The sequence below is a fragment of the Mesorhizobium humile genome (assembly GCF_033977215.1).
GTDB classification, from domain to species: domain Bacteria; phylum Pseudomonadota; class Alphaproteobacteria; order Rhizobiales; family Rhizobiaceae; genus Mesorhizobium; species Mesorhizobium humile.
In genome coordinates this window covers 402,246-429,124 of record NZ_JAVIIV010000001.1, presented here as the reverse complement: position 1 = coordinate 429,124, position 26,879 = coordinate 402,246, and the positions used below count along the sequence as shown (strand labels likewise).

Genomic DNA, 26,879 nt, shown 5'->3' with positions numbered 1-26,879 from the left:
CAAAGTATGTGGCCGCCAACGCAACATTCGAGCCGTCAAGGCTTCTACCGGCTGCTATCCGGTGGCTGGCCGGCAAGTGGCAGCCTGGTGGCCCATCCGGGCCGGTTGCCTTACGCGAAAGCCAGCCTAGGTTGGTAACCGGATGGTTGCGCGAGGTCGCCCGCAGCCGAATAGGCTACCCAATGCATCTCGCCGTTTCCCTCAACATCGCCGTCGCCACAGGGCAGACCGGGCTGACATTCGCGGAGATCGCCGGATTCGTACGAAAGATCGAAGCGGCCGGTGTCGACATGGTCATCATTTCCGACTCGTGGCCAAGCGGCGAGCCGTCGACCAGCCCGTTCGAAGCGACCACCCTCATCGCCGCGCTGGCGACGGTGACGGAGAATATTGGCCTCGTCGCCAGCGCCTCGACGCTCGCGCACCAGCCGTACAACCTGGCGCGACGTTTTGCATCGCTCGACATCATCAGCCATGGCCGCGTCGGCTGGAACGCGACGCTGCGGCAGAACCCGCTCGAGGCGGCCAATTTCAGCCGACCGGCAGGCATTCCGAACAATGATTTCCGGCGACGCGCCGAAGAATTCATCGGCATCGTGCAAGGGCTGTGGGGAGGCTGGGACGCGGACGCGTTGCTGTTCGACCAGGCGGGCGGCCGGTTCCACGATCCCCGCAAGATGCACTTCCTCGATCATAAGGGCGAGTTCTTCTCGGTGCGCGGACCGCTGAACATCGCCCGCTCGCCGCAGGACACGCCGCTGCTGGCCATGTCCGGCCTCGCCAGGACCGACCTCGATTTCGCCGCCAGCGTCGCCGATGTCATAGCGATTGAGGAACCCCCGTCGGAAGGCGCTAGAGCGACCTGCGACGATCTCAAGAAACGGGCGCTGGCCGCCGGACGCACGCTTGACGCGCTAAAAGTGCTGACGACGGTTTTCGCCCCCGATCTCACCGCCGCAAGGCTGGAGGTGTGGTTGGGCGCGGAAAGCAGTGACGGCCTGATCTTCGCTTTGCCGGCTGACCGTTCCGCGATCGACGGTTTTACCGATCGCATCCTACCGGAATTGCGCCGTCGAGACCGCGCCCGCCCTGCTCATGGGGCGACGCTGCGCTCCCGTCTCGCGCTTGGAGCGGGAGGCGCAAAATGAGCGCGCGCCAGATGAAGCTAGGCCTGTTCTTGTGGGCGACCGGCCATCACATCGCCGCATGGCGCCATCCGGATGCGCATGTGAAGGCCGGCATCGACATCGACCACTACGTACAGCTTGTCCGCACTGCCGAGGCCGCCAAGTTCGACATGGTGTTCTGCGAGGACGCCGCCGGCCTGCGCGAGGCCGATGTCAACATCGCCAGCCAGACTTCGCGTTCCATCGGCTTCGAGCCGATCAGCCTGCTGTCGGCGCTGGCCGCGCAGACCGAGCGCATCGGCCTCGTGTCGACGGCATCGACCAGCTACAATGAGCCCTACGGGCTGGCGCGCATGTTCGCCTCGCTCGACAATCTGAGCGGCGGCCGCGCCGGCTGGAACCTCGTCACTTCGGCGAGCCCAATCGAAGCGGCGAATTTCGGCGCGACGGGCTTGCGGCCGCATGCCGACCGCTATGCGCGGGCGCGGGAATTCGCGACCGTCATCACCGGCCTGTGGAACCGGCGCGCTGCCGGCCATGACGGCGAAAGCTTTTCGGTGCGCGATCCGCTCGACATTCCGCCCTCGCCGCAAGGCGCGCCGGTGATGGTGCAGGCCGGCGCCTCCGATGACGGCAAGGATCTTGCCGCGCGCACCGCCGACGTCGTGTTCTCGGCGGCGCAGACATTTGAGGAAGCCAAGGCCTTCTATGATGACCTCAAGGGCCGGCTCGCCGCCTATGGGCGACAGCCGGACGACGTCAAGATCATGCCCGGCGTGGCGCCGATCGTCGCCGCCACGAAAGCCGAGGCGCAGGCGAAATATGACGCGCTGCAGGAATTGATCCCCGACGATGTCGGCGTGGCGCTGCTCTCCAGCTATCTCAGCATCTCCGATCTCGGCCGCTACCCGATCGACGGGCCGCTGCCCGAACTGCCGGAGAGCGAAGGCATGAGGAGCCGGCAGGCGCTGGTCATCGAGCAGGCGCGCCGCGACGGGCTCTCGATCCGCGAGCTCGCGCGTTACTTTGCCGGCGCACGCGGCCATTGGCGCATTGTCGGCACGGCCGGAGAGATCGCCGACGAATTGCAGGCCCGCTTCGAAGGCGGCGCCGCCGACGGCTTCAACGTGATGCCGTCCTGGTTTCCGGGCGAGCTCGACGCCTTCGCGACGCTGGTCGTGCCGGAGCTGCAGCGGCGCGGCCTGTTCCGCAAGGACTACGAAGGCCGCACGCTGCGCGAGCATCTCGGCCTCAAGCGGCCGGTTTAAGAGTTCAGTCCATCAGCCGTGCCGTTCCCGACACTCTGATCGAGCTGGCCGGTGTCGGCGGAATATCGGCATGAAGGCGTGAGCGCATGCCCATATCCTCGCCTTGAACGATGTCGATCGCGCCGCCATGCGGCCAGCCGAGATCACGCAGATAGCCGGCAAAGGCAGCGGTCGCGGCGCCCGTCGCCGGATCTTCGTAGACACCGCCGGAAGCGAATGGATTGCGCGTATGGAACAGGCGCGGCGTCTCGGCATAGGCGAGCAGGATCGTGACCAGGCCTTCGCGCCGCATGAAGGACTGGCCCTTTCTCAGATCATAGGCCATGGCGGCCAGCGCCTCGCGAGACTTCAGCGCCAGGACGAGGTGATCGGCGCCACCATGGATCAGCGCCGGCGGAATGGCGGGGTCGAGATCGCCCGGCTGATAGCCGAACAAGGCGAGACCCTCCCCGGCCAGTTCCGACGAAGCAGCCTTGCTTCGCGTCGGTGGCGACTGCAAGGCGGCGGCAAAGTTGGCACCGTCGCGAAACCCTTCGACGGTTATGTCGGCCTGGTTGAGGGTAAGCTTGAAGATGCCGTCGCCGAATTTTCTAACCAGCGCCGCACCGAGCGCTATCGTGGCGTGGCCGCAGAAGGGCACTTCCGATTCCGGCGAGAAGTAGCGGACGCGCCAGCCGTCGCCTTCGGGCGCAGCGAAGGCGGTTTCCGAAAAGCCGACTTCGGCCGCGACACGCTGCATGTCGGCCGCGCCCGGCAAGGCCTCGCCGATCACCACGCCAGCGGGATTGCCGCCGGTGTTCCCATCCGAAAATGCCGCTATGCGCAATACGTCCATGTCGCTCGTCCCGTGTTCACCGCTGGTCAGGCGCGCAGAAAACACGGTTCGACCGCGTTTGGGAAACGAAGAAAGCGACGAGCAGCCGTGAGCTTCAGTCACAGCTGCAATCAGGCTCCTTATTCCAATGCGGAACGAAATTCGGGTCGTCGCCGTTCTGACGACTGGCGGTCGCTCGGGCCGCCTTCAGCTTTCATCACCGACGCAGCGCGACAGGAGCCGACCATGGACGCCATCGTCACCAAGAACGACCTCAAATCCGATGCCAAGAAAGAATCGATCGATCTGCTCAACGCAAGGCTTGCCGACGCCATCGACCTGGCGCTGATCACCAAGCAGGCGCATTGGAACGTGAAGGGCCCGCAATTCATCGCCATCCACGAGATGCTCGATGAATTCCGCGAGGAGATCGACGGCCATGTCGACATCATCGCCGAGCGCGCCGTCCAGCTCGGCGGCACCGCGCATGGCACTTCGCAAGAAGTGTCAAAGGCAACCCGGCTGAAACCCTATCCGACCGACATCCACAAGACCAAGGATCACCTGGCGGCGTTGATCGACCGCTATGCCGCGGCCGCCAAGCTGACGCGCGAGGCGATCGACGAGGCGGACGACGCCGGCGATCGCGATACGGCGGACATCTTCACCGCCTATTCGCGCTCACTGGACAAATTGTTGTGGTTCCTGGAGGCGCACACGCAGGAGAAGGAATAGCCAGACGGCCGCTCACATGGCCGGCTGATCAGCCGGCCATCGCCTTTTCAGCACCGGTGGACCTTGGCGCCTCGACGGCGTGCGACACCAGCGCCGTCATGATCTCGGCGGCGGCGAGTGCTGCGATCACCGGCGGGCGCTTGTCCTTCACCGCATTGCCGCCGATCGGCGAGACGAGCCGGGCGAACTGGGCATCGCTGCCTTCGGCCGACTTCAGGAACCAGTTCTTGAACGTGGCCTTCTTGGTCTTGGAACCGATCATGCCGACATAGGCAGTGTCGTCGCGCTTCAGCGCCTCGGCGACGATCAGGAAATCCAGCGCATGGTCGTGGGTCAGGATAGCGAAGGCCGACCCAGCCGGCGCCTCGCGCACCACGGCCTCGGGCATCGGCGTCAGGCGTGTTTCCACCGTTTCGGGCATGCCTTCCAGCGCATCTGCCCGTGTCTCGACGACGACGACATGGGTCGGCAGGAGCGCCAGCGACGCAGCCAGCGCCTGGCCAACATGGCCACCGCCGAAGAGATAGACATGCGGGAGATGCGCTTCCTCGGCTTCGGCCTTGGCGATCAGCTCGCGTTCAAGCGAAGCATCGACCAAGCGGATGGACACCTCGACGCGGCCACCGCAGCACTGGCCGATTTCCGGCCCGAGCGGGACATCCAGCGTGGCGCAGACCTCATCGACCTCAATCCGGGCTTCGCTATCCGCCCCCGTGCGGGGAGATAAGGGTCGCAGCATCTGCCGGGCCTTGTCGATCGCCATATATTCGAGTTGGCCGCCGCCGATCGTGCCGAAAATCGACGATATCGAGACAAGCATGAAGGCACCGGCCTCGCGCGGCGTCGAGCCCTTCGTCGCCGCCACTTCAACCAATGCAGTCCGGCCGACGCGGCCGAGGAATTCCTTCAGCTCTTGCACTTTCGAGTTCATCGTCTGCATTTTCGTCTGTTTGGCGCATGATCCTTTCCGAAATCGACGCCGATTTCGGGGTCGTGCGCTGGGAAATATAGCGTTTTGCGCCTCGATTTGCACGTTTCGGCCCATTCAGGCCGGCTTCGCAGCTTCCCGCTTCAACCGCTCGATCGCCATCAGCACCCGTTCCGGCGTCGCCGGCGCGTCGAGGCGCGGGCAGATCTTGTGGTCAGCGACACTCGCGACCGCGTCCGACAGCGCATGCAGCACCGACATGCCGTGCGGCAGCGGCGGCTCGCCGACCGCCTTGGAGCGATGGATGGTCGGTTCATAGGCCGACGACCAGTCGGTCAGCTTGACGTTGAAGATCTTTGGACGGTCGGAGGCGAGCGGGATCTTGTAGGTCGACGGCGCATGCGTGCGCAGCCGGCCGCTGTTGTCCCACCACAATTCCTCCGTCGTCAGCCAGCCCATGCCCTGAATGAAGCCGCCCTCGATCTGGCCGAGGTCGATCGCCCGGTTCAGCGAGCGGCCGGCGTCGTGCAGGATGTCGGTGCGCTCGACGACATACTCTCCGGTGAGCGTGTCGACCGAAACCTCCGAGCAGGCCGCGCCATAGGCGTAATAGTAGAAGGCGTGGCCACGGCCCTTGCTGCGGTCCCAATGGATCTTCGGCGTCTTGTAGAAACCGGCCGCCGACAACTGGACGCGATTGATGTAGGCCTGCTTGACCAGGTCGTTGAAGGCGACCTCCTGGTTGCCGACGCGCACCCGGTTGGGCAGGAACACGACCTGGTCGTGCGGGACCTGATATTTGTCGGCGGCAAAATCGGTGAGCCGCTTGCGGATCTGGCGCGCGGCGTCCTGCGCTGCCATGCCGTTGAGGTCGGCACCCGAGGAAGCCGCCGTCGGCGAGGTGTTCGGCACCTTGGCGGTGGTGGTGGCGGTAATCTTGACCCGGTCGAGGTCGATCTGGAACTCTTCCGCCACGACCTGCGCCACCTTGAGATGCAGGCCCTGGCCCATTTCGGTGCCGCCATGGTTCATATGCACCGAACCGTCGGCATAGACATGCACCAGCGCGCCGGCCTGGTTGGCCTCGGTCTTGGTGAAGGAGATGCCGAACTTGACCGGCGTCATCGCCAGGCCGCGCTTGAGGAAGCGGCTGTTGGCATTGAAGGCGCTGATCTCGCGGCGGCGGCGCGCGTAATTGGAGCTTTCCTCCAGCTCCGCCACGATGCGCTGGATGATGCAATCCTCGACCTTCTGGTGGTAGGGCGTGACGCTGCGCTCGCCGATGGCCTCCATCGGGTCGTAGAAGTTGAGCTTGCGGATCTCGAGCGAGTCCTTGCCGACGGCGAAAGCCACCTCGTCGATAACGCGCTCGGCGCCGACCATGCCTTGCGGGCCGCCGAAGCCGCGGAAGGCGGTGTTGGAGACGGTGTTTGTGTAGAGCGGCGCCGACTTCGCATGCACCGCCGGATAGAAATAGGCGTTATCGCAGTGGAACAGCGCCCGGTCGCCGACCGGGCCGGACAGGTCGGCGGAAAAGCCGCAACGCAAGGCATAGGTGAAGTCGACGCCGAGGATGTTGCCCTCGTCGTCGAAGCCGACCTCGTAGTCGATGGCGAAATCATGCCGCTTGCCGGTGGCGGTCATATCCTCGTCGCGGTCGAGCCGGATTTTCACCGCACGCTTGAGCTTCTTGGCGGCGATCGCGGCGATCGCGGCGCACTGGTTGGCTTGAGTTTCCTTGCCGCCAAAGCCGCCGCCCATGCGGCGCACCTCAACTGTCACGGCATGGCTCGGCACGCCGAGCGCATGGGCGACCAGATGCTGCGTCTCGCTCGGCCCTTGAGTCGAGCAATAGACGATGACCTCGTCATCCTCGCCGGGAATGGCCAGCGAGACCTGGCCTTCGAGATAGAAATGGTCCTGGCCGCCGAGCCACATGCGGTTCTTGATGCGGCGGGGAGCGGCAGCGATGGCCGCGGCGGCATCGCCGCGCTTCAGGATCAGCGGCGTGGTGACCTGCTTGTCCTTGACCGGGTCGAGATCCCAGATGTCGATGACGGCCGGAAGCTCGTCATACTCGATCCTGGCCAGGCGCGCCGCGCGGCGCGCTTCCTCGCGCGTCTCGGCGACCACGGCGAAGATCGGTTGGCCGTAAAACTGCACCTTGCCTTCGGCGAGCACCGGATCGTCATGCATGTTGCTTGGCGAAACATCGTTCTCGCCGGGAACGTCGGCATGGGTCAGCACATCGACAACGCCGGGAGCCGAGCGCACCGCCGACAGGTCGACGCTCTTCAGGGCGCCATGCGCGACCTTCGACAGGCCGAGGCCGACATGCAGCGTGCCGGCCGGCTCCGGCATGTCGTCGATATAAACGGCGGTGCCGCTGACATGCTTGTGCGCGGAATCGTGCCGCTGGTCGGTGGCGACGCCGCCGGTGATTTTTTCCGCCTTGAGGTTGGGAGTGGCGTGCTTGTTCATCAGGCCGCCTCCTCACGTGATACCTGGAACGGCGCCTTCGTTCCGGTCGTCTCGATATAGAAGCGCAGCAGCAGATTCCTTGCCGCCAGCGCCCGGTATTCGGCGGTCGCCCGCATGTCGGTCAGCGGCGTGAAATCCTTGGCATATTCGGCCATTGCGGCCTCCACCGTCGCCTCGTTCCAGGCCTTGCCGGTCAGCGCCCTCTCGACCGCCGTGGCGCGCTTCGGCGTCGCCGCCATGCCGCCATAGGCGATGCGGATATCGGTCACCGTGCCATCCTTGGCCAAGGTCAGGTAGAAAGCCCCGAGCGTCGCGGTGATGTCCTCGTCCCGGCGCTTGGTGACCTTGTAAACGGCAAACTTCGTTCCTTTTGCCGGCACCGGCACATGGACGGATTCGACGAACTCGCCGGGCTGACGGTCCTGCTTGCCATAGGCGACGAAGAAGGTTTCGAGCGGTATCGTGCGGCGGGCGTTACCCTTGCGCAGGGTGAGCTCAGCGCCGAGCGCAATCAGCGGCGGCGGCGTGTCGCCGATCGGCGAGCCATTGGCGACGTTGCCGCCGATGGTGCCCATATTGCGCACCTGCTCGCCGCCGATGCGGTCGACCAGCGGTCCCAAGGCCGGGATATGCTTCGACAGCGTTTCGAAGGCTTCGGTGTAAGTGACGCCGGCGCCGATGGTGATCACGCCATCCTTCTCAGACATCGCGCCAAGGCCATCGAGACCGCCGATGAAGATTGCCGGCGAGATGTCGCGCATGTGCTTGGTGACCCACAGGCCCACGTCGGTCGAACCGGCAACGACGGTCGCTTTCGGCTCGTTTTCGAAGATGGCGGCGAAATCGTCGGCATTGGCCGGCACGATCAGCCGCGCCTTGCCGGAGCCGATTTCGACCCTGGCGCCATCGCGTAGCGCCTTCAGCCGCGCGGTGATGTCCTTGCGCTCCAGCGCCAGCGGATCCTTGGCCGCCTTGCCGTAGCTCGAAATGGCGTGCGCGGCGCGCATGATCGCCTCGTAGCCGGTGCAGCGGCAGAGATTGCCCTGCAGCGCCTTCTCGATCGCCGCGTCGGACGGATCGGGGTTCTTCATCCAGAGCCCATAGAGCGACATGATGAAGCCCGGCGTGCAGAAGCCGCATTGCGAGCCATGGAAATCGACCATCGCCTGCTGCACCGGATGCAGTTTTTCGCCATCGCCGCGCAGATGTTCCACCGTCACGACATGGGTGCCGTCGAGCGAGCCCATGAAGCGAATGCAGGCGTTGACGCTTTCGTAGACGAGACCTTCGGCAGCGAGCTTGCCGACCAGCACCGTGCAGGCGCCGCAGTCGCCTTCGGCGCAGCCTTCCTTGGTGCCGCGCAGCGAGCGGTTGAGCCGCAGCCAGTCGAGCAAAGTCGCATCGGGCGCGACGTCCTTCAGCGCCACGTCGGCGCCGTTCAGGATGAAGCGTATCTCGTTGCGGGTCCCGGCCATGTCTCAGCTCCCCCGATAGGTCGAGTAGCCATAGGGCGAAATCAAGAGCGGCACGTGGTAATGCCGCGCCTCCGCCATGCCGAAGCGGATCGGCACGATGTCGAGGAAGGCCGGTTGCGGCAGGTCGACACCCTGGCCACGCAGATAGTCGCCGGCGGCGAAGACCAGCTCATATTCGCCGGTGCGGAAATCGGCACCGGCGAGCAGCGGCGCGTCGCAACGGCCATCGTCATTGGTGGCCACGGTCTTGAGATGCGTGCGGCTCTGGCCTTCGATGCGGAAAAGCCCGATCGACAGGCCCTTTGCCGGCCGTCCAGTCGCGGTGTCGAGCACATGGGTCGTCAGGCGCCCGCCATCGGCTTTCGACGTTTCTGCCACTGGCGCCTCCCATTTCCAGCACGACCGATTGGCCGGTACAGTTTCAGGTCAATTGTGCGCCCATTAAAGGCTATGCATAAGCCCCGGTCGAGCGGAGCGCGGCAAAAAGCACTTTCAAAAATTTTCGGGGGAATGCATGCGCACTCCTTTCGATATCTTCATCTCAACCATCGGGCAGGAGTGGCAATGCGTTACGATAGGGACATGCGCGGTTACGGGGCCAATCCGCCGGATCCGAAATGGCCCGGCGGCGCGCATGTCGCGGTGCAGTTCGTCGTCAATTATGAAGAAGGCGGCGAGAACTGCGTGCTGCATGGCGACAAGGCTTCGGAAGCCTTCCTTTCGGAGATCGTCGGGGCGGCGCCCTGGGTCGGCCAACGCCACTGGAACATGGAATCGATCTATGAATATGGCGCGCGGGCCGGCTTCTGGCGGCTCCACCGGCTGTTCACCGACGCGCAAGTGCCGGTGACCTGCTACGGCGTCGCCACGGCGCTGGCGCGCTCGCCCGACCAGGTCACGGCGATGCAGGAGGCCGGCTGGGAAATCGCCTCGCACGGGCTGAAATGGATCGACTATCGCGACCATGCGGCCGAGGACGAGCGGCGCGACCTCGATGAGGCCATCCGGCTGCATTACGAAGTGACCGGCGCGCGGCCGACCGGCTGGTACACCGGGCGCACCTCGGTCAACACCGTTCGCCTCGTCGCCGAGGAAGGCGGCTTCGACTACGTCTCCGACACCTATGACGACGAACTGCCCTACTGGTTCGACCGCGACGGGCTGGAGACGCCGCAGCTCGTCATCCCCTACACGCTCGACGCCAACGACATGCGCTTTGCAACGCCGCAGGGATTCAATTCGGGCGACCAGTTCTTCGCCTATCTGAAGGACAGCTTCGACACGCTCTATGCCGAGGGCAAAGCGGGCAGGCCGCGCATGATGAATATCGGCCTGCACTGCCGGCTGGTCGGCCGCCCGGGCCGCGTGGCGGCGCTGAAGCGCTTCGTCGACTATGTGAAGTCGCATGACAAGGTTTGGCTGACGCGGCGCATCGACATCGCCAGGCACTGGCGCGAAACGCACCCTTACGAGGCGCCGGCGCTGCGCCCGTCGCGGATGGAGTTCGAAGAGTTCGTGCATGCCTTTGGCGGTGTCTTCGAGCATTCGCCGTGGATCGCCGAGCGCGCCTATGAGCTCGAACTCGGGCCTGCGCATGACAGCGCCGGCGGCCTGCATAATGCGCTCTGCCGCGTCTTCCGCGCGGCGAGCGAAGCCGAGCGGCTTTCCGTGCTCAACGCCCACCCGGACCTCGCCGGCAAGCTGGCCAAGGCCAAGCGCCTGACGCCGGAATCGGCCAAGGAACAAGCCTCCGCCGGGCTCGACGCGCTGACCGACAAGGAGCGCGAGCTGTTCTCGAAACTCAACGCCGCCTATGTCACGACCTTCGGCTTCCCCTTCATCATCGCGGTCAAGGGCAAGACCAAGGACGAAATCCTGGCGGAGTTCGAGGCGCGGATCGGCAACAGCCGCGGCACCGAGCTGGAAACCGCCTGCAAACAGGTCGAACGCATCGCGCTGCTTCGGCTGAGAGACATGCTCCCGCAATAACGCCAGGGATCCCCATGGATATGATCAAGACTGCCGAGCGAACCTATTATGCGCCGCAGGGCGGCCATCCCGGCCAGAACGAGCTTTTGACCGGCAGGGCCGTTTTCACCGAGGCCTATGCGGTCATCCCCAAAGGCGTGATGCAGGACATCGTCACCAGCCCGCTGCCGTTCTGGGACGAGACGCGTGCGTGGATCATCGCAAGGCCCCTGTCGGGCTTCGCCGAGACGTTCTCGCAATACATCGTCGAGGTTCTACCAGGCGGCGGCAGCGACCGGCCGGAACTCGATGCGGGCGCCGAGGGCGTGCTGTTCGTCGTCGGGGGCGAGATCACCGTATCGCTTGCCGGCAAGAAACATGTGCTTGCCCCCGGCGGCTTCGCCTTCCTGCCTCCGGCCAGCGGCTGGACGGTGCGCAACGAGAGCGGCGAAGCTGCCCGCTTCCACTGGATCCGCAAGGCCTATGAGGCGGTCGACGGCCTCGACGTGCCGGAGGCCTTCTTCTCGAGCGATCAGGACGTGGCGCCGAGCCCGATGCCGGGTACGGAAGGGCGCTGGGCAACGACCCGCTTCGTCGACCCGGCCGACATGCGCCACGACATGCATGTCACAATCGTGACGCTGAAGCCGGGCGCGGTCATCCCCTTCGCCGAAACCCATGTCATGGAGCACGGGCTCTATGTGCTGGAAGGCAAGGCCGTCTACCGGCTCAACCAGGATTGGGTCGAGGTCGAGGCCGGCGATTTCATGTGGCTGCGCGCCTTCTGCCCGCAAGCCTGCTATGCCGGCGGCCCCGGCAATTTCCGCTATCTGCTCTACAAGGACGTCAACCGGCACGCCAGGCTTGGCGGCTACCTTGGGGGCAACGCGCGGTGACCCGCATCGTCGCCCGACCGTTGACCCGCGAGACCTTCGCGCCCTTCGGCGACGTCATCGACATGGGCGGCGACAACCGCTACCCGATCAATGGCGGCCGGGCGATGCGCTATCACGACCTCGCCACGGCGGAAGCCGCCGGCCCGAATGCGCGCGTGCTGATCTCGATGGTGCGCGGCACGCCCTATGAGATGCCGCTGAAGCTCACCATGGTCGAGCGCCATCCGCTCGGCAGCCAGGCTTTCATCCCGCTGTCGCCGCGACCGTTCCTGGTCGTCGTCTGCCACGACACCAAGGATGGGCCGGGTGAGCCGCATGCCTTTCTCGCCGGCCCCGGACAGGGCATCAACTACCGCCGCAACCTTTGGCACGGCGTGCTGACGCCGATCGGCGAGGAACAGGACTTCCTCATCGTCGACCGCGGCGGTGAGGGCTCCAATCTCGAAGAGTTCCATTTCTCGCATCCATACGAGATCCACCTCCCCTGAAAGCTTACCCATGACCGACGTTTCGCTGATCGACCGCCTGCTCGACGTCATCGAGCACGACATCGTGCCGAAGACCGCTGAAGGCGTTGCCCATGGCAACAAGCTGTTCGGCGCCGCGATCCTGCGGAAGGACGACCGGTCGCTGGTGCTGGCCGAAACCAACAACGAAATCGAAAACCCGCTCTGGCATGGCGAGGTGCACTGCCTGAAGCGTTTCTACGAGATGCCGAAGGCCAAGCGCGTCGATACCAAGGATGCGCTGTTCGTGGCCACGCACGAGCCCTGCTCGCTCTGCCTGTCGGCGATCACCTGGACCGGCTTCGACAATTTCTACTACCTGTTCAGTCACGAGGATTCGCGCGACAGTTTTGCTATCCCGCACGACCTCAAGATCCTGAAGGAGGTCTTCACCCTCGATCCCGGCGGCTACAACGCCGAGAACGCCTACTGGAAGAGCTTTTCCATCCGCCGGCTGGTGCGGGGGTTGCCCGAGGCCGAGCGCGACCGGCTGGAGGCGCGGATCGGCAGGATCGCGGCGCGCTATGACGAGCTGTCAGGCGCCTATCAGGCAAGCAAGGCAGACAACGACATTCCGCTGAACTGACGCGGGTTGCCTACCTTACCTTCGCGTTTTTCAGCACTTCATTTATCCTTGCCTGCCAGCCTTTGCCGGTCGCCTTGAATTTCCTGACGACATCCTGGTCCAGGCGAATGGAGACGACTTGCTTTGGTTTCTCCAGGGCCGGCCGGCCACGGGAACGCCTTATACTCTCGAAAAGCTCCGGGAGCACTTCCGCGAAAGGCTTGGCTTGTGCCAGCTGTTCGTCTGTCGCCTCCCCGTCCTCGGGATCGGCAGCAATCTGTCTTTGAATTTCGGCTTCCTCGGCGTCGGTAAGCCGCCGAACGCGTGACTTAGTGTTGCTCATACACGGACCTTTCCTTTCGGCTGGCATGACGCATCGAGATCACCGAGATCGCTTCGGAACCAAGCGGCTTGAAGATCACGGCGAGAATGATCTCTCCAAATTCTCCAATCGCCTTCAACCGGCCAGTCTTGGCCGGGAGGACGATTGACGTGGCAAAAAACTCGATATCGAGATCAGCGAAATCGAGACCTCGGTTTGCGAGATTCGTCACCCGTTTTGGCTCATCCCAAACGATTTTCAGGCGAGATCATCCACCGTATCTGCGTCGGGCCACGTAAATAAACGTAATACATAAATTACTGGAGAATGCAAGGAGAAGCCGGATCATCGGAGGGTGCGTTCACCAACGACCCAGGTCGCATTTTTTGATGCTCCAGTCGCGAATGGCGATTGAAAGTCGTCACGCCGCGGAGCGTTATGCGCCCCATGAAAACCGTCACCGAATTCCCCCGCAAGGTCGTCGAATTTCCCGATATGGGCATCGTCATGCCGGATGGCTGCCGGCTGTCGGCGCGCATCTGGATGCCGGAGGATGCGGCTGACGATCCAGTTCCGGCAATCCTGGAGCACCTGCCCTACCGCAAGCGCGACGGCACCATTTTTCGCGATCAGCTGACGCATCCCTATTTCGCCGGGCATGGCTACGCCTCGATCCGAGTCGACATGCGCGGCAATGGCGATTCCGAAGGGCTGATGGACGACGAATATTCCGAGCAGGAATTGCAGGATGCCTGCGACGTCATCGCCTGGGCCGCGGCGCAGCCCTGGTGCAACGGCAATGTCGGCATGATGGGCATTTCCTGGGGCGGCTTCAACTGCCTGCAGGTCGCGGCGAAGCAGCCGCCGGCACTGAAGGCGGTGATCAGCCTTTGCTCGACCGTCGACCGCTATGCCGACGACATCCACTACAAGGGCGGCTGCCTGCTGCTCGAAAATTTCGGCTGGGCCTCGACGATGCTGTCCTATTCGTCGCGGCCCCCGGATCCGGCGATCGCCGGCGGCAATCGCTGGCGCGACCTGTGGCTCAGCCGGCTGGAGAACCAGTCTTTTCTCCTCCCCCTTTGGCTCGGCCACCAGCATCGCGACGCCTATTGGAAGCGCGGCTCGATCTGCGAGGATTTTTCTGCCGTGAAGGCGGCCGTGCTGTCGATCGGCGGCTGGCATGACGGCTACCGCAACACCATCTCCAATCTCGTCACCGGCATCCAGTCGCCGGTCAAGGGCATCGTCGGCCCCTGGATCCACAAATACCCTCATTATGCCGGACCCAATCCGGCGATCGGCTTCCTGCAGGAAGCGCTGCGCTGGTGGGACCGCTGGCTGAAGGGTGCTGAAACCGGCGTCGAAGCCGATCCGGACTATCGTGCCTATGTCATGGACAGCGTGCGGCCGGCGCGCTGGCATCCCGAGCGGCCGGGCCGCTGGGTGGCGGAACAGGAATGGCCGTCCTCGAACATCAAGGTCGAGGCAATCGAGCTCGTTTCGGCAGGTGCAAGACCTTCGATCGTCGCTTCGCCGCAGACCTGCGGGCTTGCCGGCGGTGAGTATTTTCCCTTCACCTTCGGGCCGGAACTGCCGGGCGACCAGCGTCCCGACGACGCGCTGTCGGTTTGCTTCGACCAACCCGAGCTCGGCGAGGCGATCGACATCGTCGGGGCGCCCGAGCTCGAGGTCCGAATTGCCTCCGATCGGCCCCAGGCCAACATCGCGGTGCGCCTCTGCGACGTGCATCCCGACGGCGCCTCGGAATTGATCTCCTATGGCGTTCTCAATCTCACGCACCGCAGCTCGCATGAATTCCCGCATGCGCTGATTCCCGGCGAGACGGTGTCGGCACGCGTCGTGCTCGACCAATGCGCTTACCGGGTGCCGGTCGGCCACAAATTGCGCGTCGCCGTTTCGACCGCCTACTGGCCAATGATCTGGCCCTCGCCGGAGCCGGTGCGGCTCGATCTCGCGAAGGCGACGCTGAAGCTGCCGCTGCGCCCGCTGGCAAAGCAGGATGAGGTTTCGTTTGCTGAGCCGGAAGGCGCGAAACCCTGGGCGACCGAGACGATCCGGCCGGCAAAGTCCGAACGCCATGTCGACCGCGACGAGAAGACCGGCCTTGTCACGCTCTCCATAACCGACGACTTCGGCGAGCTGCGCGACCTCGACCATGGGCTGGTCAATGGCAGCATCGCGCGCGAGACATGGACGATCCATCCCGACGACCCGTTGTCGGCCACCGGAGCCACGCATTGGACGCAGACATTGTCGCGCAATGAATGGTCGGTGCGGACCGAAACTTTTGCCCAGATGCGATCGGACGCCGGCAACTTCATCATCAGCGCCAGAATCGAGGCCTATGAGGGCGAAAAGCTGGTCTTCGAACGCGACTTCGAGCAGGCGATTCCCCGCTCCATGGTTTGAGCCGAGACAAGATTGGTCCAAATGCGACGTGCGATTTACGCCACGGTATGTCGCATTCGGTCTTGCCTGTCGCTTTCCCTTACGGTCATTATCTCCTCCAATAGCAAGAAACGACCCTAAGGTCGGATATCCAGAGTGAGGAACCATAATGTCCAACGAACTCGACTATCTCAGCCGGCGAGTCGCGGCCGGAAAACTTAGCCGTCGCGATTTTCTCGGTCGCGCCGCGGCGCTCGGCGTCGCCGCCACCGTCGCCAACTCGCTGCTCTCCAAGGCCGTGCGTGCGGCCGGTCCGGTCAAGGGCGGCACGTTGAAGGCCGGCCTGCAGGGCGGCGAATCCACCAACAGCCTAGATCCGGCGACCTTCCTTAGCCAGGTTCCGTTCGCCTTCGGCAAATGCTGGGGCGAGACGCTGGTCGAGCTCGCACCGGGCGGCGGCGTCGAATACCGCATCGCCGAAGAAATCGGCTCTTCGGACGACGCCAAGACCTGGACGATGAAGATCCGCAAGGGCGTCCAGTTCCACAACGGCAAGGAAGTGACGCCGGACGACGTGGTGGCGACGCTGAAGCGCCACAGCGACGAGAAGTCCAAGTCGGGCGCGCTCGGCGTCTTGAAGAGCATCGACACCATCAAGACCGACGGCGGCAATGTCGTGGTCACGCTGAAAGACCCGAATGCCGACATGCCCTATCTGATGGCGGATTATCACCTGATCATCCAGCCGAATGGCGGCATGGACAAGCCGGACGCCGGCATCGGCACCGGCCCGTACAAAGTCACCACGAACCAGCCCGGCGTGAAGCATGGCGGCGAACGCTTCGCCAACTACTGGCAGGCCGACAAATACGGCCATGCCGACCAGGTCGAGATCGTCGTCGTCAACGACCCGACGGCGCGCATGGCAGCGCTGCAGGGCGGCCAGGTCAACATGATCAATCGTGTCGAGCCGAAGATCGTCGACCTGGTCAAGCGGCTGCCCGGCGTCACGATCCGCGCCGCCTCGGGCCGCGGCTTCTACCCCTTCAACATGTTCTGCGACACCGCGCCCTTCGACAACAACGATCTCAGGATGGCGTTGAAGCTTGCCATGGACCGCGAGGAGATGCTGACCAAAATCCTGCGCGGCTACGGCGAGGTTGGCAACGACATGCCGGTCAACAAGGCCTACCCGCTGTTCGCCGGCGATTTCGAGCAGCGCAAGTTCGATCCGGAAAAGGCAGCCGCGGCTTACAAGAAGTCAGGCCATAGCGGCTCGATCCTGCTGCGCACTTCCGACGTCGCCTTCCCGGGCGCGGTCGACGCCGCCCAGCTCTACCAGCAGAGCTGCGCCAAGGCCGGCATCAAGATCGAGATCAAGCGCGAGCCCGGCGACGGCTACTGGACAGAAGTCTGGAACAAGCAGCCCTTCTCGCTCTCCTACTGGGGCGGCCGTCCGACCCAGGACCAGATGTATTCGACCGCTTACCTCTCGACCGCGGACTGGAACGACACACGCTTCAAGCGCCCGGACTTCGACAAGATGGTGCTTGCGGCGCGCGGCGAGCTCGACGAAGCCAAGCGCAAGAAGATCTATCGCGACATGGGCGAGATCATGCGCGACGAAGGCGGCCTGATCGTGCCGTTCTTCAACCAGTTCGTCGACGCAACCGGCAAGGGCGTCGAAGGCTGGGTCGACAACCCGGCGCAGGAACTCAGCAACGGCCATGCCCTGATCGAGTGCTGGCTGCAGGCCTGATGAAGGATAAGGGAAGGGCTGGCGCAAGCCGGCCCTTCCCCGTTTTCATGACCCGCCCGAAAGGCGGGCGTCGTCCCTTCTTCACCGTTGCAGGTAGCCGATGTCGTCTCCGATCCTGAGATTGGTCGCTCAGCGCGTCTTGCTGGGCCTGGTTCTTCTTTTGGCCGTTTCGGTGCTTATCTTCGCCGGCACGCAGATCCTGCCGGGCGACGTCGCCCAGGCGATCCTCGGCCAGTCGGCCACGCCGGAGGCGCTGGCGAACCTGCGCGAGCAGCTCGGGCTCAACGACCCGGCGTGGCTGCGCTACGTGCACTGGCTCTGGGGCATCCTGCATGGCGACTTCGGCACGGCGCAGTCGAGCGGACTGGACATTGCGACCTCCATCAGCACCCGGCTGAAGAACACGCTGTTCCTGGCGGCCTGCGCGGCAATCGTCGCGGTGCCGCTGGCGATCATCCTCGGCCTCATTGCGGTGCGCTATCGCAACGGCTTCGTCGACAAGCTGATCTCCGGCCTGGCGCTGGCCTCGACATCGTTCCCGGAGTTCTTCATCGGCTATGTGCTGATCTATTTCTTCGCCGTGAAATGGCAGATCTTCCCCAGCATCTCGACGGTAGACGACTCCACGCCCTTCCTGGAAAGGCTGCAGGCCGTGGTGCTGCCGGCTACGGCGCTGACCCTGGTGGTGCTCGCCCATATGATGCGAATGACGCGCGCTGCGATCCTCAATGTCATGCAGTCGGCCTATATCGAGACGGCCGAGCTCAAGGGGCTGAAGGCCTTCGACATCATCCGCAAGCATGCCTTTCCCAATGCGATCGCGCCGGTCGTCAACGTCGTCATGCTCAACCTCGCCTATCTCATCGTCGGCGTCGTCGTGGTCGAAGTGATCTTCGTCTATCCGGGCATGGGGCAGTATCTGGTCGATCATGTCGCCAAGCGCGACGTGCCGGTGGTGCAGGCGGTCGGCCTGATCTTCGCCGCGGTCTACATCACGCTCAACATCGTTGCCGACATCGCCGCCATCGTGGCCAATCCGCGGCTGAGACATCCGAAATGACGGGGGCATCGAAAGTGATGGGCCGGATGCTAAACGACCAAAGGGGGAATTGAGGCGAATGGCGCTACGACAAATCCCGTTCACCGCCTGGGTCGGGCTGATCCTGACCGGCTTCCTTGCGTTCTGCGCCATCTTCGCGCCCTGGGTCGCGCCGCATGGCAATGGCGAGATCGTCGGCGACGTCTGGGAGCCGATGTCGGCCGCCCACTGGCTGGGCACCGACAATCTCGGCCGCGATCTTATCTCGCGCATGATCTATGGCGCGCGCATCACCATGGAGATCGCGGTGGCGGCGACGGCGCTGTCCTTCTCGCTGGGCTCGATCCTCGGCTTCACGGCGGCTGTGTTCGGCGGCTGGTTCGACACGCTGCTGTCGCGCTTCGTCGACCTTTTGATGTCGATCCCGACGCTGATCTTCGGCCTCGTCGTATTGTCGGTGCTGCCGACGACCACGCTGACGCTGATCCTGGTCATGGGCATTCTGGACTCAACCCGCGTCTATCGCCTGTCGCGCGCCGTTGCCGTCGACATCAACGTCATGGACTTCGTCGAGGCGGCGAAGCTGCGCGGCGAAGGCAAGGCATGGATCATCTTCCGCGAGATCCTGCCCAATGCTTTGTCGCCGCTGGTGGCGGAGCTTGGCGTGCGCTTCATCTTCGCCGTGCTCTTCCTGTCGGCGCTGTCCTTCCTCGGCCTTGGCGTGCAGCCGCCGGATTCGGACTGGGGCGGCATGGTGAAGGAGAACAAGGACGGCATCGTGTTCGGCATTCCGGCGGCGCTGATCCCGGCGGCCGCGATCGCGGTGCTGGCGATCTCGGTCAACCTCGTCGCCGACTGGGTGCTCAACCGCACGACGAGCCTGAAGGGAGGACGCGGCTGATGGCTGAGAACCAGGCAAAGGCAAAGTCCGGGCAGGCAAGTTCAGGCAAGCTCCTCGACATCCGCAACCTGCGCATCGAGGCGACCGTCTATCCGCCGGGCGAGGCGCCGAAGACCATCACACTTGTCCACGAGGTCTCGCTGACGCTCGAGAAAGGCAAGGTTCTCGGCCTGATCGGCGAATCCGGCGCCGGCAAGTCGACCATTGGCCTGTCGTCCATGGCCTATGGCCGCGGCGGCGTGCGCATCACCGGCGGCGAGGTAATCCTCAACGGCCGTGATATCATGAAGGTCGGACCAAAAGGCGTGCGGGCGCTGCGCGGACGCGAGGTGTGCTATGTCGCGCAGTCGGCGGCAGCCGCCTTCAATCCGGCGCACAAGCTGATCGACCAGGTGGTCGAGGCGACGCTCCTGCACGGTACCGCGACGCGCGCCGAGGCCGAGAAGCGGGCTATTGCGCTGTTCAAGAAGCTCAGCCTGCCCAATCCCGAAACGATCGGCGAGCGCTATCCGCACCAGGTCTCCGGCGGCCAGCTGCAGCGCGTGATGACGGCGATGGCGCTCTGCTCGGAGCCCGACCTCATCGTCTTCGACGAGCCGACCACGGCGCTTGACGTGACGACGCAGATCGACGTGCTGGCGGCGATCAAGGACGCTATCCGCGACACCCATGTCGCGGCCCTCTACATCACCCACGACCTTGCGGTCGTCGCCCAGGTGTCGGACGAAATCATGGTGCTTCGCCATGGCCGGCTGGTGGAGTGGGGCGGCACGCGGCAGATCATCAAGGAACCGCGCCAGGAATACACCAACGCGCTGGTTTCGGTGCATGAGATCGAGCACCGGGAACAGCAACCCGGCACAACGCCGTTCCTGTCGGTGAAGAATGTGACGGCCGCCTATGGCGGCGGGCATGTCAAGGTGCTGAAGAACGTCTCGGTCGACATCTATCCCGGCCAGACTCTTGCCGTCGTCGGCGAGAGCGGTTCCGGCAAGTCGACGCTGGCGCGCGCCATCACCGGCCTGTTGCCGCCTGAGCAAGGCACCGTCACCTTTGACGGCAGGCCGCTCGCCAACAGGCTGGCCGACAGGCCGAAGGAGGATTTGCGCCAGCTGCAGATGATCTACCAGATGGCCGACGTGGCGATGAACCCGCGCCAGACGGTGGGCACCATCATCGGCAGGCCGCTGGAGTTCTATTTCGGCATCAAGGGCCGCGAGCGCGACAAGCGCGTCGCCGAGCTGCTCGACGAGATCGAGATGGGCAAGGGTTTCGTCGACCGCTACCCAGCCGAATTGTCCGGCGGCCAGAAGCAGCGCGTCTGCATTGCCCGCTCGCTCGCCGCCAAGCCGAAGCTGATCATCTGCGACGAGGTGACCTCGGCACTCGACCCGCTGGTCGCCAACGGCATCCTGAAGCTCTTGCTCAATCTGCAGCAGGTGGAGAAGGTCGCCTATCTGTTCATCACGCATGACCTGGCAACGGTAAAGTCGATCGCCGATTCGATCGCGGTGATGTATCGCGGCGAGGTGGTGCGCTACGGCTCCAAGAGCAAGGTGCTGACGCCGCCCTTCGACGCCTACACGGACCTGCTGCTCTCCTCCGTGCCCGAAATGGAGATCGGCTGGCTGGAGAAGGCGATCGCGGGACGGCGCATGGCGAGCGCCGGAAACTAGGGCAGGATGACGTTTCGTTGAATCGCCATCCCGCTCTAACTCTTTGTTTGGGCATGATCTTTTCCGAAAACCGGTTCCCACTTTTCGGGATCATGCTCTAAAGCAATTCCCGGAAAAGTGTGAAGTCTGCCGCCTAGGCGGCCGCTGTCATGCGGCTGCAATGGGGAACGGGAAAGATCGGCTGCGGGCAGGTAGAGCCCGCACCAAATCAATCTCAAATGGGGGCAGGACATGCAGACCGAACTCGACCATCTCGCCGCACTCGCCGGCAAGGGCAGGATCTCGCGGCGCGATTTCCTCGGCCGCGCGGTGGCGCTCGGCGCCTCGGCGGCGCTGGCGACGACACTGGCCGGCAAGGCTTTTGCCGCGACGCCAGTGAAAGGCGGCATCATCAAGGCCGGCCTGCAGGGCGGTGAATCGACCAACAGCCTCGACCCGGCGCTTAACCTCAGCCAGGTGACCTACAGCTTCTGCAAGCAGTGGGGCGAATTCCTCGTCCGCCTGACGCCTGACGGCAGTGTCGAGAACCTGATCGCCGAGGAGATCGGCGCGTCGGCCGACGCCAAGACCTGGACGATGAAGATCCGCGACGGCATCGAGTTCCACAACGGCAAGACGGTGAAGGCGGAAGACGTTGTCGCGACGCTCGAGCGCCATGCCGACGAGAAGTCGAAATCCGGCGCGCTCGGCATTTTGAAGAACATCAAGACCGTCAAGGCCGACGGCAAGGACGTGGTGGTGACGCTCAGCGACGCCGATGCCGACTTCCCCTATCTGATGGCCGACTACCATCTCGTCATCCAGCCGAATGGCGGCAAGGAGAATCCGAATGCCGGTATCAGCGCCGGTCCGTACAAGGTCAGCGTCAACCAGCCCGGCGTGAAGCATGGCGGCGAGCGCTTCGCCAATTACTGGCGCGGCGACAAGGCCGGCCATGCCGACCAGATCGAAATCGTCGTCATCAACGATGCGACGGCCCGGCTTGCGGCGCTGCAGGGCGGCCAGGTGCACTTGATCAACCGTGTCGAGCCCAAGGTGGTCGACCTGGTGAAACGCATGCCGGGCGTCAGCATCGAGAACGTCGCCGGGCGCGGCTATTACCCGTTCAACATGTTCTGCGACACCGCGCCCTTCGACAACAACGACCTCAGGATGGCGTTGAAGCTGGCGATGGACCGCGAGGAAATGCTGGACAAGATCCTGCGCGGCTATGGCTCGGTCGGCAACGACTTTCCGATCAACGAAGCCTATCCGCTGTTTTCCTCCGACATCGAGCAGCGCAAGTTCGATCCGGAAAAGGCGGCCGCCGCCTACAAGAAGTCGGGCCATAGCGGCTCGATCCTGCTGCGCACCTCGGACGTCGCCTTCCCCGGCGCGGTCGACGCCGCGCAGCTCTACCAGCAGAGCTGCGCCAAGGCCGGCATCAAGATCGAAATCAAGCGCGAGCCGGGCGACGGCTACTGGTCGGAAGTGTGGAACAAGCAGCCCTTCTCGCTCTCCTACTGGGGCGGCCGGCCAACGCAGGGCCAGATGTATTCCACCGGCTATCTGTCGACCGCCGACTGGAACGACACGCGCTTCAAGCGGCCCGAATTCGACAAGATGCTTTACACGGCCCGCGCCGAGCTGGACCAGCCCAAGCGCAAGGCGATCTATCGCGACATGGCGATGCTGATGCGCGACGAAGGCGGCCTGATCGTGCCGTTCTTCAACCAGTTCGTCGATGCCGCCAACACCAAGAAGGTCGGCGGCTGGGTGAAGAACCCGAACGGCGAGATGATGGACGGCTATGCGCTCAACGAGTGCTGGCTGAGCGCCTGATATCGAGCTATCCAAAGCAGCGCCGCGTGTCCGCGCGACACGCGGCGCTTTTGTTTCGAAGACCAATCACAGGAACCTTCCGTGGCGCTCAAATCCAAGCTTTTGCTCATCATCCTCGACGGCGTGCCCTACCGGAACTGGCGCCGGCTGATGGGCAACCTCGAGGGCTGGGCGCAGTCCGGCGAGGCGCAGGTCTGGAAGATGCGTTCCGTGCTGCCGTCGACCTCGGCCTGCTGCTACGCCTCGATCCACACCGGCGTCACGCCGCAGGTGCACGGCATCCTTTCCAACGAGAACCGTTTTCGCGTCACGCAGCCGGATATCTTTTCCGAAGTCAGCAAGGCCGGCGGCAGGACGGGCGCCGTGACCCATTCCTACTGGTCGGAATTCTTCCGCTCGTACCCGTTCGACCTTGTCGAGGACATGGAGTTCGACGAGCCCTCCGGGCCGATCACGCATGGCCGCTTCCACACCATGACCGGCTACAATCTCAAGAACCAGATGACGCCGAGCGACGTCGACCTGTTCGCGACGCTGACCATGCTGGCGAAGCGCCACGGCATCGACTACGGCATCCTGCACACCTGCACGCTGGATTCGATGGGTCACCGCTTCGGCCATGACTGCCACGAGATGGACCATGCCTGCTATGCGATGGACGCCATGCTGGCAGGCTTCCTGCCGCAATGGCGCGCAGCCGGCTATGAAGTGATGGTGACGGCCGACCATGGCCAGACCGACCGTGGCCATCATGGCGGCCGCGACGACGAGATGCAGGATTTCGCGCTCTATTATTTCGGCCCGGCCAAGGGGCCTGAGGCCGACACGCTGCTCGACCAGTTGCAGCTCGCGCCGACGGTGTTGAGCCGGCTCGGCGTGGAAATACCCGAGACGATGAAGGCGAAGGTATTTTTGAGGTAAGCGCCATCTTCCCCTTCTCCCCTTGTGGGAGAAGGTGGATCGGCGCGCAGCGCCGAGACGGTTGAGGGGTGCTCCAGCGAAGCGAGACGCTGGCATTCCTGGAGCACCCCTCATCCGGCCGCTTCGCGGCCACCTTCTCCCACAAGGGGAGAAGGAAAAGCGCCCCTACTGGCAACCTCCCCTTTCTTCGGTTAGCCTCCGAAAAATCCTTGGCGGAGGGTGAACCTTTTTGGACCGATCAGCGACAGAGCCACGAGGAGCCAGGCGGCTCGACCGGCCATGAACGCGGCGACGGAAACCGATCGCGCGCTTGTGGACCGGGTCGCGAAGGGCGACCGGGCCGCCGTCCGGCTCCTGTTCATGCGTCACCACGCGCGGGTCTACCGCTTCGTGGTGCGCCAGACGGGATCGGAAATGATGGCCGACGATATCGCGAACGAGGTCTTTCTGGAGCTGTGGAAACAGGCGCCCGGCTTCGAGGGGCGCTCTGAAGTTTCCACGTGGCTGCTCGGCATCGCCCGCTTCAAGGCGCTGTCCATGCTGCGCAAGAAGAAGGAAGACTGGATCGACGACGACGATGCGGCGCAAGTTCCCGACAGCGCCGACACGCCTGAGGTCGTGACCATGAAGGAGGACAAGGCCGCCGCCTTGCGCCGCATGATCGACGCCCTGCCGGAAGAGCACCGCACGGTGATCGACCTTGCCTATTACCATGGACAGTCGGTGACCGAGATCGGCGAGGTGCTCGACATTCCGGTCGCGACCGTCAAGACGAGGATGTTCTACGCCCGCAAGAAACTCGGCGAAGCCCTCAAGGCCGCCGGTTACGACAGGGGGTGGCCATGAGCGCCGCTGAAAAGATGTCGCGCCGCGACGAGATGGAAACGCTGCTGCCGTTCTACCTGAACGGCTCACTGGAAGGCGCCGAACTGGAGGCCGTCGAGGAATGGCTGGCTAACGATCCGGCGGCGCTTGCCGCGCTTGGCGAAGCCGAGGCCGAGTTTTCCGGCACCGCCGCCGCCAACGAGACGATCCGCCCGCCGGCCGACGCGCTTTCTCGCTTTGCCCGGGCGCTGGATGCGGAGGCCGGCCCAGCGCGCGCTCCGGCCGGCCAGTCATGGCTGGCGAAAGTCTTCGGTCGGGTCACGGCCATGCCGGCGGGCGTCGCCTGGGCGGCGGCCGCGGCGTTGCTTGCGCTTGTCCTGGTGCAGTCCTTCGAACAGCCGGGCGGCAAGGGCAACGACTTCGAGGTGGCCGGCGCGCAGGACGATCTGGCGAAGCTGCCTTTCGCCCTGGTGAAGTTCAAGCCGGATGCCAGAATGGCCGACATCACCGCCTTCCTCGGCCAGAACGGGTTGAAGATCGCCAGCGGCCCGACCGCGGACGGCGTGTTCCACCTGACGATCCCGGCCAACACGGCCGCCGACTATGACCGGATTGTCGGCCTTATTGCCGCCCAGCCTTTCGCGGATGCTGTGATGCAGGGAAGGAAACCGGTCGATGGCGGCTAAGGCGGTCATTCTTCACGCGGCAATCCTCGCGGCGGCACTTGTCGCCGCGCCGGCGTTTGCGCAGACCAACGATCCCAACCTGACGCAAAAGCAGGTCGACTGCCTCGACCGCACGACAGCCGCAGGCACGGGCTGCGACAAGGACGGCGGCGCCAAGGGCAATGGTGGCGCGCCGGGCAACGGCACGGTCACGGGCGGCGCGGTGTTCCTGCCGGCGCTGATCGTCGACCTGTTCCCGAACTCGCCCGCCGGCGCGGCTCCGCAAACGCCCGCACCGTCCGGCGGAACATCATCGTCGAACGGCTCTCCCAACACGCCCACGCCGGCCCCGACGCCGAGCGGACCCGTCACGGTGCCGCAGGGCCTCAACCTGGCCGAGCCGCCGCGCGCGATTGCCGGCGCGTTCGTGCCGGACGAAGTGCTGGTGACGGTCGATGGCGACGCCGGCGTCGTGCAGCAGATCGCCACTTCCTTCGGCCTGCAGGTGCGCTCGCAACGCCAGTCGCGGCTGCTCGGCACCACGCTGGTGCGCTTCGGCATCACCGACGGGCGCCCGGTCGGCGTGGTGCTGGCGCAGCTTGCCGCCGACGGGCGTACGCAGCGGCGCGAGCCCAACCACATCTATACGCTGCAGCAGGCGGCCGGCATCGTGAACTATGCCTTCGACCGCATCGCGCTCGATTCGAAACAGGCGAGCGGCGAGAATGTGCGGGTCGCCGTCATCGACACCGGCATCGACGACACCAACCCGGCGCTTGCCGGCGTTATCGCCGAGCAATATGACGCGATGCCGAACGTGCCGATCGAGAAGCGCGACCACGGCACCTCGGTCGACGGGCTGATTGCCGGCGTCGGTCCGCTGGAAGGCATGGCGCCGGGCGCCAGGATCTATCATGCGCGCGCCTTCGAAGGCGGCAAGTCGACCATGGACGTCATCCTGTCGGCGCTCGACTGGGCGGCCGAACAGGACGTGCGCATCATCAACATGAGCTTCGTCGGGCCGAAGAACGACCTGCTTGGCACCGCGTGCCGCAATGCGCGGGCCCTCGGCGTCGTGCTGGTCGCGGCCGCCGGCAACAACGGGCCGAAGGCGCCCTATGGCTATCCGGCTGCCTTCGACGGCGTCATCGCCGTCACCGCCACCGACGCCAAGGACGGGCTGATGCCGCAAGCCAATCGCGGCGCCTACGTCTTCATCTCGGCGCCGGGCGTCGAGATGGTGGCGCCGAGCGGCGCCGGCTCCGACGTCGTGACCGGCACCTCCTTCGCTGCGGCGATCGTGTCCGGTGCCATCGCCAACCTGATCCATGCCGCGCCCGACCGTTCGGCCGACGAGATCGAGAAGGCGCTGGCGGCAACCGCCAAGGATCTTGGGCCGAAGGGGCGGGACAATGATTTCGGCTATGGGTTGATCGACACGAAGGCGGCGGAAGCGGCGAAGGAGTAAGTCCAACTAGTGACACTGCACGGAGATTTTGACCGGTCGGCTCTGTTTGCGTTGGAAGGTGGCATGCCTTGGAGATTGGCCGAAACGCCCGTTGCGATCGTCATTCTAGGGCGGAGCAGGAGCGGAGCTCCGTCGCGAAGACCCTAGAATCCATGCCGTTACCTTCGCCAAGGCGTGCAGCGGAGCAGAATTCTGCACCGTAGCAGCGCTTCCAAGTCACGGCATGGATTCTATGGTCTGCGCCGCGTCGCTTCGCTCCTTGCTTCGCCATAGAATGACGACGTTGGGGCGGCTTTCGACCAATCCC

Annotated in this window: 24 protein-coding genes; 17 read left to right on the top strand and 7 right to left on the bottom strand. The window is 64.4% G+C overall.

Going from position 1 to position 26,879, the window contains the following annotated elements; genetic code table 11:
- Nucleotides 1–182 precede the first annotated feature (182 nt).
- Both RFM52_RS02045 and RFM52_RS02040 read left to right on the top strand, forming a co-directional pair.
- A complete protein-coding gene (locus RFM52_RS02045; RefSeq protein WP_320294181.1) occupies nucleotides 183–1,148 on the top strand; it encodes an LLM class flavin-dependent oxidoreductase in 966 nt (321 codons plus the stop codon).
- Nucleotides 1,145–2,395 carry an LLM class flavin-dependent oxidoreductase gene (locus RFM52_RS02040; RefSeq protein WP_320294180.1) on the top strand — a complete coding sequence of 417 codons (1,251 nt, stop codon included), beginning with the start codon at nucleotides 1,145–1,147 and terminating at the stop codon, nucleotides 2,393–2,395. Before RFM52_RS02045 ends, RFM52_RS02040 begins: the two co-directional genes overlap by 4 nt.
- Before the next feature lie 4 nt (nucleotides 2,396–2,399).
- Here the strand turns inward: RFM52_RS02040 and RFM52_RS02035 are convergent, their stop codons facing one another.
- Entirely contained in the window at nucleotides 2,400–3,230 is an 831-nt protein-coding gene (locus RFM52_RS02035; protein WP_320294179.1) for a PhzF family phenazine biosynthesis protein, read from the bottom strand.
- A gap of 225 nt (nucleotides 3,231–3,455) precedes the next feature.
- Here RFM52_RS02035 and dps point away from each other — a divergent pair, with 225 nt between their 5' ends.
- The gene (dps, locus tag RFM52_RS02030) at nucleotides 3,456–3,944 is read left to right on the top strand and encodes a DNA starvation/stationary phase protection protein Dps (protein WP_320212973.1); all 489 of its coding nucleotides are present in this window, start codon (nucleotides 3,456–3,458) and stop codon (nucleotides 3,942–3,944) included.
- A gap of 28 nt (nucleotides 3,945–3,972) precedes the next feature.
- Here the strand turns inward: dps and xdhC are convergent, their stop codons facing one another.
- The 4 genes from xdhC to uraH all read right to left on the bottom strand — a co-directional run bounded on the left by xdhC (nucleotide 3,973) and on the right by uraH (nucleotide 9,206).
- Nucleotides 3,973–4,875: a xanthine dehydrogenase accessory protein XdhC gene (xdhC, locus tag RFM52_RS02025; RefSeq protein ID WP_320294462.1), complete on the bottom strand. Its 903-nt coding sequence runs from the start codon at nucleotides 4,873–4,875 to the stop codon at nucleotides 3,973–3,975.
- Nucleotides 4,876–4,989: 114 nt separating this feature from the next.
- Nucleotides 4,990–7,353: a xanthine dehydrogenase molybdopterin binding subunit gene (gene xdhB, locus RFM52_RS02020; protein ID WP_320294178.1), complete on the bottom strand. Its 2,364-nt coding sequence runs from the start codon at nucleotides 7,351–7,353 to the stop codon at nucleotides 4,990–4,992.
- Nucleotides 7,353–8,828 carry a xanthine dehydrogenase small subunit gene (gene xdhA, locus RFM52_RS02015; protein WP_320294177.1) on the bottom strand — a complete coding sequence of 492 codons (1,476 nt, stop codon included), beginning with the start codon at nucleotides 8,826–8,828 and terminating at the stop codon, nucleotides 7,353–7,355. Before xdhA ends, xdhB begins: the two co-directional genes overlap by 1 nt.
- 3 nt (nucleotides 8,829–8,831) lie before the next feature.
- The gene (uraH, locus tag RFM52_RS02010; protein WP_320294176.1) at nucleotides 8,832–9,206 is read right to left on the bottom strand and encodes a hydroxyisourate hydrolase; all 375 of its coding nucleotides are present in this window, start codon (nucleotides 9,204–9,206) and stop codon (nucleotides 8,832–8,834) included.
- A gap of 186 nt (nucleotides 9,207–9,392) precedes the next feature.
- Here uraH and puuE point away from each other — a divergent pair, with 186 nt between their 5' ends.
- The 4 genes from puuE to RFM52_RS01990 are packed head-to-tail and all read left to right on the top strand — an operon-like array spanning nucleotide 9,393 to nucleotide 12,784.
- Entirely contained in the window at nucleotides 9,393–10,817 is a 1,425-nt protein-coding gene (puuE, locus tag RFM52_RS02005; protein ID WP_320294175.1) for an allantoinase PuuE, read from the top strand.
- A gap of 14 nt (nucleotides 10,818–10,831) precedes the next feature.
- Nucleotides 10,832–11,692, top strand: coding sequence for a bifunctional allantoicase/(S)-ureidoglycine aminohydrolase (locus tag RFM52_RS02000; protein WP_320294174.1), 861 nt, complete (start codon nucleotides 10,832–10,834; stop codon nucleotides 11,690–11,692).
- Nucleotides 11,689–12,180, top strand: coding sequence for an ureidoglycolate lyase (locus RFM52_RS01995; RefSeq protein ID WP_320294173.1), 492 nt, complete (start codon nucleotides 11,689–11,691; stop codon nucleotides 12,178–12,180). The genes RFM52_RS02000 and RFM52_RS01995 overlap by 4 nt, the downstream gene beginning before the upstream one ends.
- Nucleotides 12,181–12,190: 10 nt before the next feature.
- Nucleotides 12,191–12,784 carry a nucleoside deaminase gene (locus RFM52_RS01990; RefSeq protein ID WP_320294172.1) on the top strand — a complete coding sequence of 198 codons (594 nt, stop codon included), beginning with the start codon at nucleotides 12,191–12,193 and terminating at the stop codon, nucleotides 12,782–12,784.
- Between the two features lie 10 nt (nucleotides 12,785–12,794).
- On the opposite strand, the gene RFM52_RS01985 is transcribed toward RFM52_RS01990, so the two are convergent.
- Both RFM52_RS01985 and RFM52_RS01980 read right to left on the bottom strand, forming a co-directional pair.
- On the bottom strand, nucleotides 12,795–13,106 hold the full coding sequence (locus RFM52_RS01985) for a BrnA antitoxin family protein (RefSeq protein ID WP_320294171.1): 312 nt from the start codon (nucleotides 13,104–13,106) through the stop codon (nucleotides 12,795–12,797).
- Nucleotides 13,093–13,347, bottom strand: a complete 255-nt coding sequence (locus RFM52_RS01980) for a BrnT family toxin (protein ID WP_320294461.1) — start codon at nucleotides 13,345–13,347, stop codon at nucleotides 13,093–13,095. The genes RFM52_RS01985 and RFM52_RS01980 overlap by 14 nt, the downstream gene beginning before the upstream one ends.
- Before the next feature lie 185 nt (nucleotides 13,348–13,532).
- Here RFM52_RS01980 and RFM52_RS01975 point away from each other — a divergent pair, with 185 nt between their 5' ends.
- From RFM52_RS01975 to RFM52_RS01930, 10 genes are all read left to right on the top strand, one after another.
- Entirely contained in the window at nucleotides 13,533–15,518 is a 1,986-nt protein-coding gene (locus tag RFM52_RS01975) for a CocE/NonD family hydrolase (protein WP_320294170.1), read from the top strand.
- A 148-nt stretch (nucleotides 15,519–15,666) separates the two neighbouring features.
- Complete coding sequence (locus RFM52_RS01970) at nucleotides 15,667–17,256, top strand: ABC transporter substrate-binding protein (RefSeq protein WP_320294169.1); 1,590 nt, start codon at nucleotides 15,667–15,669, stop codon at nucleotides 17,254–17,256.
- 100 nt (nucleotides 17,257–17,356) lie between these two features.
- Complete coding sequence (locus RFM52_RS01965; RefSeq protein WP_320294168.1) at nucleotides 17,357–18,316, top strand: ABC transporter permease; 960 nt, start codon at nucleotides 17,357–17,359, stop codon at nucleotides 18,314–18,316.
- A 58-nt stretch (nucleotides 18,317–18,374) separates the two neighbouring features.
- Entirely contained in the window at nucleotides 18,375–19,196 is an 822-nt protein-coding gene (locus RFM52_RS01960; RefSeq protein WP_320294167.1) for an ABC transporter permease, read from the top strand.
- The gene (locus tag RFM52_RS01955) at nucleotides 19,196–20,872 is read left to right on the top strand and encodes an ABC transporter ATP-binding protein (protein WP_320294166.1); all 1,677 of its coding nucleotides are present in this window, start codon (nucleotides 19,196–19,198) and stop codon (nucleotides 20,870–20,872) included. The genes RFM52_RS01960 and RFM52_RS01955 overlap by 1 nt, the downstream gene beginning before the upstream one ends.
- Nucleotides 20,873–21,103: 231 nt before the next feature.
- Nucleotides 21,104–22,693, top strand: coding sequence for an ABC transporter substrate-binding protein (locus RFM52_RS01950; RefSeq protein ID WP_320294165.1), 1,590 nt, complete (start codon nucleotides 21,104–21,106; stop codon nucleotides 22,691–22,693).
- 81 nt (nucleotides 22,694–22,774) lie between these two features.
- The gene (locus RFM52_RS01945; RefSeq protein ID WP_320294164.1) at nucleotides 22,775–23,614 is read left to right on the top strand and encodes an alkaline phosphatase family protein; all 840 of its coding nucleotides are present in this window, start codon (nucleotides 22,775–22,777) and stop codon (nucleotides 23,612–23,614) included.
- A 279-nt stretch (nucleotides 23,615–23,893) separates the two neighbouring features.
- Entirely contained in the window at nucleotides 23,894–24,460 is a 567-nt protein-coding gene (locus RFM52_RS01940; protein ID WP_320294163.1) for a sigma-70 family RNA polymerase sigma factor, read from the top strand.
- Nucleotides 24,457–25,125 carry an anti-sigma factor gene (locus RFM52_RS01935; RefSeq protein WP_320294162.1) on the top strand — a complete coding sequence of 223 codons (669 nt, stop codon included), beginning with the start codon at nucleotides 24,457–24,459 and terminating at the stop codon, nucleotides 25,123–25,125. The genes RFM52_RS01940 and RFM52_RS01935 overlap by 4 nt, the downstream gene beginning before the upstream one ends.
- Entirely contained in the window at nucleotides 25,115–26,572 is a 1,458-nt protein-coding gene (locus RFM52_RS01930) for a S8 family serine peptidase (protein WP_320294161.1), read from the top strand. Before RFM52_RS01935 ends, RFM52_RS01930 begins: the two co-directional genes overlap by 11 nt.
- The last annotated feature ends 307 nt before the right edge of the window (nucleotides 26,573–26,879 follow it).

What these genes read in the sequence shown, in the direction of transcription:
- RFM52_RS02045 (WP_320294181.1), top strand. Translation starts at nt 183, where the DNA reads ATGCATCTCGCCGTTTCCCTCAACATCGCCGTCGCCACAGGGCAGACC.
- RFM52_RS02040 (WP_320294180.1), top strand. Translation starts at nt 1,145, where the DNA reads ATGAGCGCGCGCCAGATGAAGCTAGGCCTGTTCTTGTGGGCGACCGGC.
- RFM52_RS02035 (WP_320294179.1), bottom strand. Translation starts at nt 3,230, where the DNA reads ATGGACGTATTGCGCATAGCGGCATTTTCGGATGGGAACACCGGCGGC.
- dps (WP_320212973.1), top strand. Translation starts at nt 3,456, where the DNA reads ATGGACGCCATCGTCACCAAGAACGACCTCAAATCCGATGCCAAGAAA.
- xdhC (WP_320294462.1), bottom strand. Translation starts at nt 4,875, where the DNA reads ATGAACTCGAAAGTGCAAGAGCTGAAGGAATTCCTCGGCCGCGTCGGC.
- xdhB (WP_320294178.1), bottom strand. Translation starts at nt 7,353, where the DNA reads ATGAACAAGCACGCCACTCCCAACCTCAAGGCGGAAAAAATCACCGGC.
- xdhA (WP_320294177.1), bottom strand. Translation starts at nt 8,828, where the DNA reads ATGGCCGGGACCCGCAACGAGATACGCTTCATCCTGAACGGCGCCGAC.
- puuE (WP_320294175.1), top strand. Translation starts at nt 9,393, where the DNA reads ATGCGTTACGATAGGGACATGCGCGGTTACGGGGCCAATCCGCCGGAT.
- RFM52_RS02000 (WP_320294174.1), top strand. Translation starts at nt 10,832, where the DNA reads ATGGATATGATCAAGACTGCCGAGCGAACCTATTATGCGCCGCAGGGC.
- RFM52_RS01990 (WP_320294172.1), top strand. Translation starts at nt 12,191, where the DNA reads ATGACCGACGTTTCGCTGATCGACCGCCTGCTCGACGTCATCGAGCAC.
- RFM52_RS01985 (WP_320294171.1), bottom strand. Translation starts at nt 13,106, where the DNA reads ATGAGCAACACTAAGTCACGCGTTCGGCGGCTTACCGACGCCGAGGAA.
- RFM52_RS01975 (WP_320294170.1), top strand. Translation starts at nt 13,533, where the DNA reads ATGAAAACCGTCACCGAATTCCCCCGCAAGGTCGTCGAATTTCCCGAT.
- RFM52_RS01970 (WP_320294169.1), top strand. Translation starts at nt 15,667, where the DNA reads ATGTCCAACGAACTCGACTATCTCAGCCGGCGAGTCGCGGCCGGAAAA.
- RFM52_RS01965 (WP_320294168.1), top strand. Translation starts at nt 17,357, where the DNA reads ATGTCGTCTCCGATCCTGAGATTGGTCGCTCAGCGCGTCTTGCTGGGC.
- RFM52_RS01960 (WP_320294167.1), top strand. Translation starts at nt 18,375, where the DNA reads ATGGCGCTACGACAAATCCCGTTCACCGCCTGGGTCGGGCTGATCCTG.
- RFM52_RS01955 (WP_320294166.1), top strand. Translation starts at nt 19,196, where the DNA reads ATGGCTGAGAACCAGGCAAAGGCAAAGTCCGGGCAGGCAAGTTCAGGC.
- RFM52_RS01950 (WP_320294165.1), top strand. Translation starts at nt 21,104, where the DNA reads ATGCAGACCGAACTCGACCATCTCGCCGCACTCGCCGGCAAGGGCAGG.
- RFM52_RS01940 (WP_320294163.1), top strand. Translation starts at nt 23,894, where the DNA reads ATGAACGCGGCGACGGAAACCGATCGCGCGCTTGTGGACCGGGTCGCG.
- RFM52_RS01935 (WP_320294162.1), top strand. Translation starts at nt 24,457, where the DNA reads ATGAGCGCCGCTGAAAAGATGTCGCGCCGCGACGAGATGGAAACGCTG.
- RFM52_RS01930 (WP_320294161.1), top strand. Translation starts at nt 25,115, where the DNA reads ATGGCGGCTAAGGCGGTCATTCTTCACGCGGCAATCCTCGCGGCGGCA.